General features: G+C 24.9%; 5 protein-coding genes. 2 read left to right on the top strand and 3 right to left on the bottom strand.

The features are described from left to right. Positions 1-39: 39 nt before the first annotated feature. The 3 genes from Q0W06_RS18475 to Q0W06_RS18465 form a co-directional block, all read right to left on the bottom strand. Complete coding sequence (locus Q0W06_RS18475; RefSeq protein WP_297639268.1) at positions 40-2,310, bottom strand: restriction endonuclease; 2,271 nt, start codon at positions 2,308-2,310, stop codon at positions 40-42. Between the two features lie 515 nt (positions 2,311-2,825). After that, positions 2,826-4,769 carry a UvrD-helicase domain-containing protein gene (locus Q0W06_RS18470; RefSeq protein WP_297639265.1) on the bottom strand — a complete coding sequence of 648 codons (1,944 nt, stop codon included), beginning with the start codon at positions 4,767-4,769 and terminating at the stop codon, positions 2,826-2,828. Then, a complete protein-coding gene (locus Q0W06_RS18465) occupies positions 4,751-6,961 on the bottom strand; it encodes an AAA family ATPase (RefSeq protein WP_297639262.1) in 2,211 nt (736 codons plus the stop codon). Before Q0W06_RS18465 ends, Q0W06_RS18470 begins: the two co-directional genes overlap by 19 nt. Before the next feature lie 313 nt (positions 6,962-7,274). Between Q0W06_RS18465 and Q0W06_RS18460 the strand changes: the two genes are divergently transcribed. Together Q0W06_RS18460 and Q0W06_RS18455 are read left to right on the top strand one after the other, a co-directional pair. Beyond that, a complete protein-coding gene (locus Q0W06_RS18460; RefSeq protein ID WP_297639259.1) occupies positions 7,275-7,601 on the top strand; it encodes a YopX family protein in 327 nt (108 codons plus the stop codon). A 379-nt stretch (positions 7,602-7,980) separates the two neighbouring features. Next, positions 7,981-8,169, top strand: coding sequence for a hypothetical protein (locus Q0W06_RS18455; protein WP_297639256.1), 189 nt, complete (start codon positions 7,981-7,983; stop codon positions 8,167-8,169). The last annotated feature ends 400 nt before the right edge of the window (positions 8,170-8,569 follow it).

The raw sequence follows: 8,569 nt of genomic DNA, 5'->3' as shown, positions 1-8,569 counted from the left end.
ACTAGTGGATTACTTTTAAATGATTTTTTGGTCTACAAATTAAGTATAAAATACATCACTCTTAAATGAGTAATTTTCATAATCAACTTTATTTACCAAAGTGTATAATTCAACTTTTAACTTTTCATTAATTATTTCATTTATACACTCTCGAAAATAATCCTTTATATAATCTATGTATTCATTATATATATTTTTTTTTGTTTCTACTGTTGCTAATTCTACTTTTTCCCACTCACTCCTTGGAAAATCACTTATAAAATTATAGTTATGATTGAAGCATTCCCAAAAATCAAAGTTATCTATAAATATATCAATACTTACATTCTCTAAAAATTCCTCTATTTTTTCTTTACCATCTTGAAGTATGAATATCTTTATTTCCATAAAATCATCATAATTTATACTACTTAGCTTATGATAAATTTCACATGAATTTTCAAAATTAATATCCACCAATATACTTTTAACAAAATCAATATTTTTTATATTTTCATCTATTTTATAAAATGAATACATTGGTTCCTTAAAAAATGAATTAATTATCTGTGCTTTATTAACTTCTGATTTAGGAAACCATGGTTCATCTTTCATCTTGATAATATAATCAGACATTGCATCGATATATTTTTCATCCAAAATACTATACTTAACAATGTAATATAACAGTAAAGTTTCTATATTTCTGCATATATTTATATCACACACATTTAAGCTCTTAAATTCCCCATTTTTTATATATTTAGTAATTATCTCATGAATTTCACTATCTGAGTAACATCTTTTTAGCTGTTCATAATACATTACGGATTCTCTTATCTTCTCTAATTCTAGATTATTTTCTACAAGCATCTCTTTAATATAATCATTAACCGAAGGATTCAAAACTGAAATTTCCTTATTGTTATTTCTATCTACAAATTTTAGCATAGATTTATTTAATCTCTTAATAGTATTTTCAAAACTCTCTACAATTACATCTATATCCTTTTCAGTACTAATGCGCTTATTAAATGCTTTCTTTAATATCTCACAATCTATAGTAGTATCTGTTAATGAAAATAATGTATTAACTAATATTCTATCTACTTTTTTAAGCCTTCTTTTATATTCATTATCCCATATTAATTCTGGATTGCCTAAGCATTTTAAAACAAAATCAATATATTTTTCTGGTAAAATATCCTTATACCTATCTAGTTCTGTTATATATTCTATAATTCTAGGTGTATAATTAGAATGATTAATTATTTTAAGATAGTTACTATTCTTTTTTATATTAGAATAATATTCTAGTGGAAGTTTTTTGAAATATATATGATTATATAAAATTCGCGCTTTTTCATAATCATTTACTTTGTCCATATTAATTACATATATCTTCTCATCGTTACTTAGTATAAGTTTTTCAAATTCTATAGATCGCTGTTTCGCCTCATTCATAATTGCGACTCTAGAATTCATTATTATTTTTTTATTTCTATTAAATTTCAAATATTTTATTAACGATATAAGTTCACTTTCTTGATTATTATTCATACTAAAATAATATTGACCCAAATAATCATCTAATAAAATTACTTCCTTGCTATCTTTTTCTGATGAAATAGCCCTCTTTAAATCACTAAGCACTCCATTAGTTGTATATCTAATTCTATATCCTAACGAAGCATAATATAATACTAACATTTTTGATATTGTAGTTTTTCCAACACCTGGTGCACCGGTAATAATTAAAATGTTATGATCTTCTAATAAATCTTTACATCTTCTATATATATTAGTTTCTACAAACAACTCACTTTCTTTTTCAATATCATCTAAAAGCACTTCACAATCAATAAAGATATCCTGATTATATATTTCTGATAAAATATTGGATGAACTTAACCATAATTTAAAATTCTTTTTTACTATATCTTTATTAATTTCATTTTGTAAAAAACTATCTATAAACTTAAGATCAATTATATTATCTTTGCTTTCCATATAATCATCAAATAATTCAAGTATCTCATTAGTCTGATTTGGTTTAAGTTCTAAAGCACAACAAACATAATATTTCTTAGGATTTAACTTTTTCACTTTTTCTACTTCTTTTTTTAATGAACTAATCAAATTAGAATATGTACTATTAATATAATGCTTAACTTGTACAATTATATTATTACCTTTTTCATTATCTTGTAAATCAATTCCTCCATCCTTTCCTTTTCTAAATGTTCTCAATTCAACACCTAATTTTCTCTTCATAATATCTTTACATAATTCTTCGAATTCAACATCGTCTAAATTTCTATAATTAAACATACTATCCTCCCATTACTATTTATTTAATTATATAACAAAAAAGATATTAACAAAATATGTTAGCATCTCTTTTGTTGATCTAATAGTTGAGTTGAAGCCTCTATTATACACAATGCTCTTTAAAATAAAAAAATCCACGACATTTCTATCATGGATTTGATGTCTAAGGATGAAGCTGGACATAAAATATCTAGCACGAAACCTAGGCACAGACTGACTAATCCCCTATCTTCACTCAAACTTTGTGATGAAAGATTTTAATTGCTACCTGTCTATCATAAAAAATAAACTTCAATCAAAAGTTTTGTCCTATTTGATGTTTAAAATACAATTAATTTAATTGAATAAAAGGTAAAAATAGGATATTCCCCGCAGGTGAGAACTATTTGTTCCCACTTCTTTTCAAGTTTCGTAGCAGAAGATTTTGATTCCACCTATTTATCAATACTTATTGATCTTCAATTTTTCTATACATTGAATTTTACCACATTTCTTACATAAAAGTTTTTCAATAATCATTCAAAATTCGTTTCATTATCTAGATTAATCACGTTTTCTTCTCCAAAGTATTTTTTTGCATTTGCCACAATAGGACTTGTTGCTTCTGGATAATATACTACTAAATTTTCCTTTGCTCTTGTACAACATACATAAAATAGCTTCTGTGTTCTTCTCAAAATAGTTGGAAAACTCTTTTGTTTAGCTTTCGTAATAGTATTTTTAATCTCTGGATTAAACAAATATTCAAAATTATAATTTGCCCATCCACCATTATCAAGAATAACCAATACATTATCAAATTCAGTTCCTTTTATTTTGTGCTGTGTTGATAACGGTACGTAACCTTCTAAATAGTAATATAATTCTTGAAATACCTTATATTTAACTTTCTTAACTCTTTCATATAGATACTCATTAGATTCTATAAAATATTCAAGTTTATCATCAATCCTGCACAAATTTTGTTCATCAGCGTATTTAATGACTGATTCAATTGTATCATTTTCCATACTACTAAAATTATCAATAACATTTTTTATATTTACTTTATCATCAATTGTAGTTATTACATATGATGTTGCTCTTAAAAACTCATTATATTGATTATTCCTGTATAGATATAATAAATTCTGTATCTTAAATAGATGTTGAATTAATCTATCTCTTTTAGGCTCTCTTGCCTTTTCCTCAATATAATCTTCTTTTTTATCGTCTATTAATTGATCTTTATTCAAATATATTCTTTTCACTTTATTAAATGACCAATCTTTCACAATATTGTACAGCTCTTTAAATGAATCATCTTCTAATAATATATCTTTTTTAGAACATCCTTTATTTTCTTTACTTTTACAGATAACATTCACTTGATTTACAATATTGTCAAATTTCTCTTCCTCATTAACAGATATATTTTTAGTATTGATTTCTTTAACAATTTCATTTTTAAATTTAATAATTGGATCTGAAGCATATATATCCATTAATGTAGAAAATCCAGCTTGTCCAGCAATTAAATTGTGTGTTAATCTTAATTCTTTTGTCTGTCTAGAATTTTTAAAATTCCACATATTACAATATTTAGAATTGTACAACTTATTTATATCTATATTTTTTGAATACACAAATTTGATATCCCCATTTTTAATTAATCCATCTTTCATATTAGGCGCATCTAAATCATCTGATACTTTTTGAATAAGATTGTCAAAACGAATCTTATTTGCTAAGTTAATGACATTTTTAGGATTTCGTCTGTTTTGTACTTTTTGGATTTCATTAATTACTCCATCCTCTATATATTTAGTAACATTACCAACTCCACCATCATATATCTCCTGCATTAAATCTCCAAATAAACCTATTACATTTTTATGATTACCTTTTTCAAGAAATTCTAATAATATTTCCATTACTAATGGTGATGTATCTTGATATTCATCAACAAATATGTACTGATACTTGTCTTTTACTATGTCACAAAGTTTCGAATATTTTTTATACATATAATTTGCTAATATCAATACCTCTTCATGCGATATCTCACCTTTATTTATTCTTACATACTCTTTGTACTGAATACCATTTTCGAAATCATTTGTATATTCTGTAGCCCCATTTGGATTTCTAATTTTAGAAACCGGATTATTAATGATTTCTATTAATGATTCTTTCATTTCTTTCTGAAAAGTATTAATTGTATCCCATAAAAAATCATGAATTGTAAATACCGATAAATTATTATATGAAATTCTTTGTTCTATTTCCTTTACCGCTGCATTTGTATAGGTAATACATACTATCTTTGAAGTTGGATCTAAATTTATTACTTGTTTTATAATTTGAACAAGTGAATAGGTTTTTCCGCTTCCAGCTCCACCACTTAGCAAAAAATTTTTCTTTTCTTTAATATACTCAATTACTTTTAATACTTCAGGTTCTAATTCCTCTTTAACCATATTAACCCATCCTTTATATATTTAGGTGTTTTCCAATTTGAATAATTTGATTTATCATCACATATGCTGTTAAGTAAAATATCCATAGCGAAAGACGGTTTACTTTGTATACATTTTTCTGCAAGTTCATAGCTATCATATTTATATTTTTCACTTGTACCTTCTTTTTCATCAAAATAATTAATATTTTTTAGACTTTTGAACTTATCCATATTATCAATTATTAATTTTCTATTTATATGAAAAAAAGCATCCTCAAAACTTCTTGCATTGTAATTTTCGCCATATTCATTATCTTCTTCGCCTTGATAAACAAGCATTAAATATCCTTCAAATGAACTTTGCCACTCATCATTTTCCTTTGTTAATACTTTCTCTTTAATATTTAAATTTTTAAAATATTCGATTTCATTTGTTCCATGTTTTATTAAATATTTTTCTATTTCTTTTTTATAATAGTGCTTTAACGCACCATTACTTGTACATATACTTTCTTCTACTGGACTAGTTTTCATTTTCAATTTGGCTTTTCCATCCGCGTTCATCTTTAATGTGCCGTTTTTCTCGCTATCTTGGACCATCCTCCCTGAATCAATATCTGTAATAATTAGTGCCTTAATCCCAATAAACTCTATAAATTTATCAAATATTTGAGAATAATTTCCCACTTCTATAATTGAAATATTTTGTGACAGTAATGGTAAAACATCTGTATCTATCTCCTCATCATCTATTTTCTTCATCATAGCTGACACCAAAAGTCTCTCTGTATCTCCTTCTATAAAAATAACTTTATCTGCAAAAAATATTTCTGATCTATTTAATGTTAAATATTGTTTTAAAAATTTAAAATGAGCTTTACCAATATCTTTTTCTTTAGAATATTCTATTTCCAATTGTTTCAAGTTTTTTGCTTCTACATAATTCGAACTATTTTTCCTAAAATATTTAATGTTGTCAAACTCACATTCTGATACAATATGCGATGAATGTGTTGTTATAATTGTCTGTAATTCAAAACTTTTGTTATTATTACTCCCGTTGCTTCCATCTTCCAATATATCCTTTATATTTTTTATAAAAATATATTGCATTTGAGGATGAGTATGTGCTTCAGGCTCTTCAATAAATAATAAATTTACATCAGCTGGCTTTACTTCCTTCTTATTGTCTTTTCTAAACTCACTTAATAATGTTTCTATCTCAAAAATCATGCTTATTAGATTTAAATATCCTAATCCATTATAACTTTCTGGAAGATAATGACTATTATCATCATATACAACAGTAGTATTACCTTTTAATAATTCCCGTCTTTGTAAAGATGAAATTACTTTAATAACTGTTTCATCCTTTTTCATTCCTCCAAATTTTTTAACCTTCTCAACTACATCTTCGAATAAATCACCATAAACAGCTGATAATTTTGAGTCTGTTTCTATTAAAGCATTTTCAAAATTCTCTATCGCTTTACTTTGAGAATCATTTACCTCAATTTTTTCATAATACTTTGATGATAAATTTGATAATGTTCCATCATTTTCAATATTCGTTATAGACCTTCGTGCTCCTATATATTTAAAATTTATTATTTTACTAACATCTACTTTTTTTTTATCTAAATCAATAAATTCATCTAAATTAATATCTTGAATGGAATTATCATACTGTACTGCTTTCCTTCTTATTTTGAAGAATTTTTTATGTTGTAATTTTGCAAAGTTTTCAAAACATTCTAATTCATTTGATGATAATCCAACATGTTTAGATTTATATTCTTTAAATTTTTCCTTCATTTTATTAAAATTATCAATATCTAATGAATATTCAAACTTTAATACCACTATTCTATTATCTGGATTCAAGTCTAACATCAAATCACTAATATTTGAAAGTTCATCTTTTTCGTTATATTCAATAAAAATTAATAATGAAATTCCATCTTGCTTCTCTCCTATTATTTTGTCATCTTTTATACTTCTATACAATTCACTTTTAAACTCAATATTAAAATCATCATATGTAAAACTATTACTTGATGACTTATCCCCTATAAATTTATTTAGTGCAGATAACAATGATGTCTTCCCACAATTATTCTTACCTATAACAATAGATAAAATCTCTTCTAAGTCTAATTTTAAATCTTTTAATAATCTAAAGTTTTTTAATTGTATTCTACTTATTTTCACATTTTTCACCCTTTTTGTTAAAATAATTATGTTGTAAATTTATGTTTTTTTATACAAATATTATTATACATGCTTTATATATATATATCCACCCTATCCATATTTAAGATGATTAATTTTTTTATTACTTATATTTCAAGAGAATACAAACCATCAATTTACCTTTCCCTTATTTAATTAACCAATAAAATTATAATTAGTATTAAATCTTTTCTTAGTGTTATTTTTTATAGTAATTTTGTATATAAATAAGAATAAAAAAAGAATTTTATTGGAATATTTTAAATAACATATAGAAAGGAGTATCGAAATTATGAGTAGAAACCTTAAGTTTCGAGCATGGCATAGAAACATTAATTATATGTGTAAAAATGTAAAAATTGATTTATTAGATAGGGATTATTTAGAATTTTTGCAGTATACCGAACTTAATGATGTTCATGGAAATAGTATCTATGAAGGAGATATAGTATATCAAAAATCAGTTGTACTAAATAGCCCGGATATCAATTTTACTGGTGAAGTTAAATTTTATGATGGTAGCTGGTGGCTAGATAATGAACATACTGCTATTTATCTCTTCAACACAAATTGTGAAAATAGAATTATTGGAAATAAATATGAAGGTCTTAATTATTAACAAGCAATATTTTTTAACTGCCTATTAATTCAATATTATTTTTAACATGCAAAAATAATATTGTTCAAAACGATTAATTCTAAATCGAAAAAATAATTTAATTTCTGATTTAGAATTAATCATTTTGAGCTATGTCTTTTTTTATAAAAAACTAATCATAAAATCTCTAGCATGAATTCTGGGCCACAGACAACCTTTTTAACTTCTATTAATTTTCAAACTCATTTTTCACACTCTCCTACTAGCAAAATAGCTGCTTTCAGGAGTTATTCTTACATCAAACTTTGGATTCTAGTTTTAATTTGATATATTTTAAAATTTATCTATAAATCACATATTTTGCTTTATTCAGATAAAAATATTATTAAAGTTGACTTTAATGACTGAAACAGAAAAAGCTTATATTGCAGGAATTATTGATAGTGAATGCAGAATTATTCTACAGAAAATTTATAAGAATGAATTTCCTTCTCCTTGTGTATCTATAGCATCTACTACTTTCGAATTACTAGATTATATAAAAAAGGTATTTGGTCGTGGAATGATTCTTAAAAAAATTATAATTTAGAAAAACATAAAGATTGTTATAGTTATGTTTTAAGAAGCTGGTCATAAAATGTCCAGCACAGCCCCTGAACACAGCCAGGCTAATAAAACCACACTTTTAATTTTTAGGCTCATTTACTTTTGGTTAGTCTTTTCACAATCTCCGGGCAGCAGACTAGCCTCCTTTAGAGGCTGTTCCGTGCCACGGGGTTTGGCCTTTAGTTTTAGCTACTTTACCTATCAAAATAAAAAAACTTCAAGTAAGCTAAAGTTTTATCTTACTTAAAGTTTAAAATACTATATATTCATCTACTAATTTTATATTTAGCAATCTACAGTAATCACATTTCCATCAAAATCATAATATATATCACCTTGTTTATATCCAATTGTATTACCCTTTGAATCTAAAATTGTATCAC

Source organism: uncultured Clostridium sp. (assembly GCF_947072515.1).
GTDB lineage: Bacteria > Bacillota > Clostridia > Clostridiales > Clostridiaceae > Clostridium.
Note: the sequence above shows the minus strand (reverse complement) of the source record. Positions and strands in the feature narration are given on the sequence as shown.

Excerpts from the sequence above, each read along its gene's own strand:
- Q0W06_RS18475 (WP_297639268.1), bottom strand. The coding sequence starts at position 2,310 with ATGTTTAATTATAGAAATTTAGACGATGTTGAATTCGAAGAATTATGT.
- Q0W06_RS18470 (WP_297639265.1), bottom strand. The coding sequence starts at position 4,769 with ATGGTTAAAGAGGAATTAGAACCTGAAGTATTAAAAGTAATTGAGTAT.
- Q0W06_RS18460 (WP_297639259.1), top strand. The coding sequence starts at position 7,275 with ATGAGTAGAAACCTTAAGTTTCGAGCATGGCATAGAAACATTAATTAT.
- Q0W06_RS18455 (WP_297639256.1), top strand. The coding sequence starts at position 7,981 with ATGACTGAAACAGAAAAAGCTTATATTGCAGGAATTATTGATAGTGAA.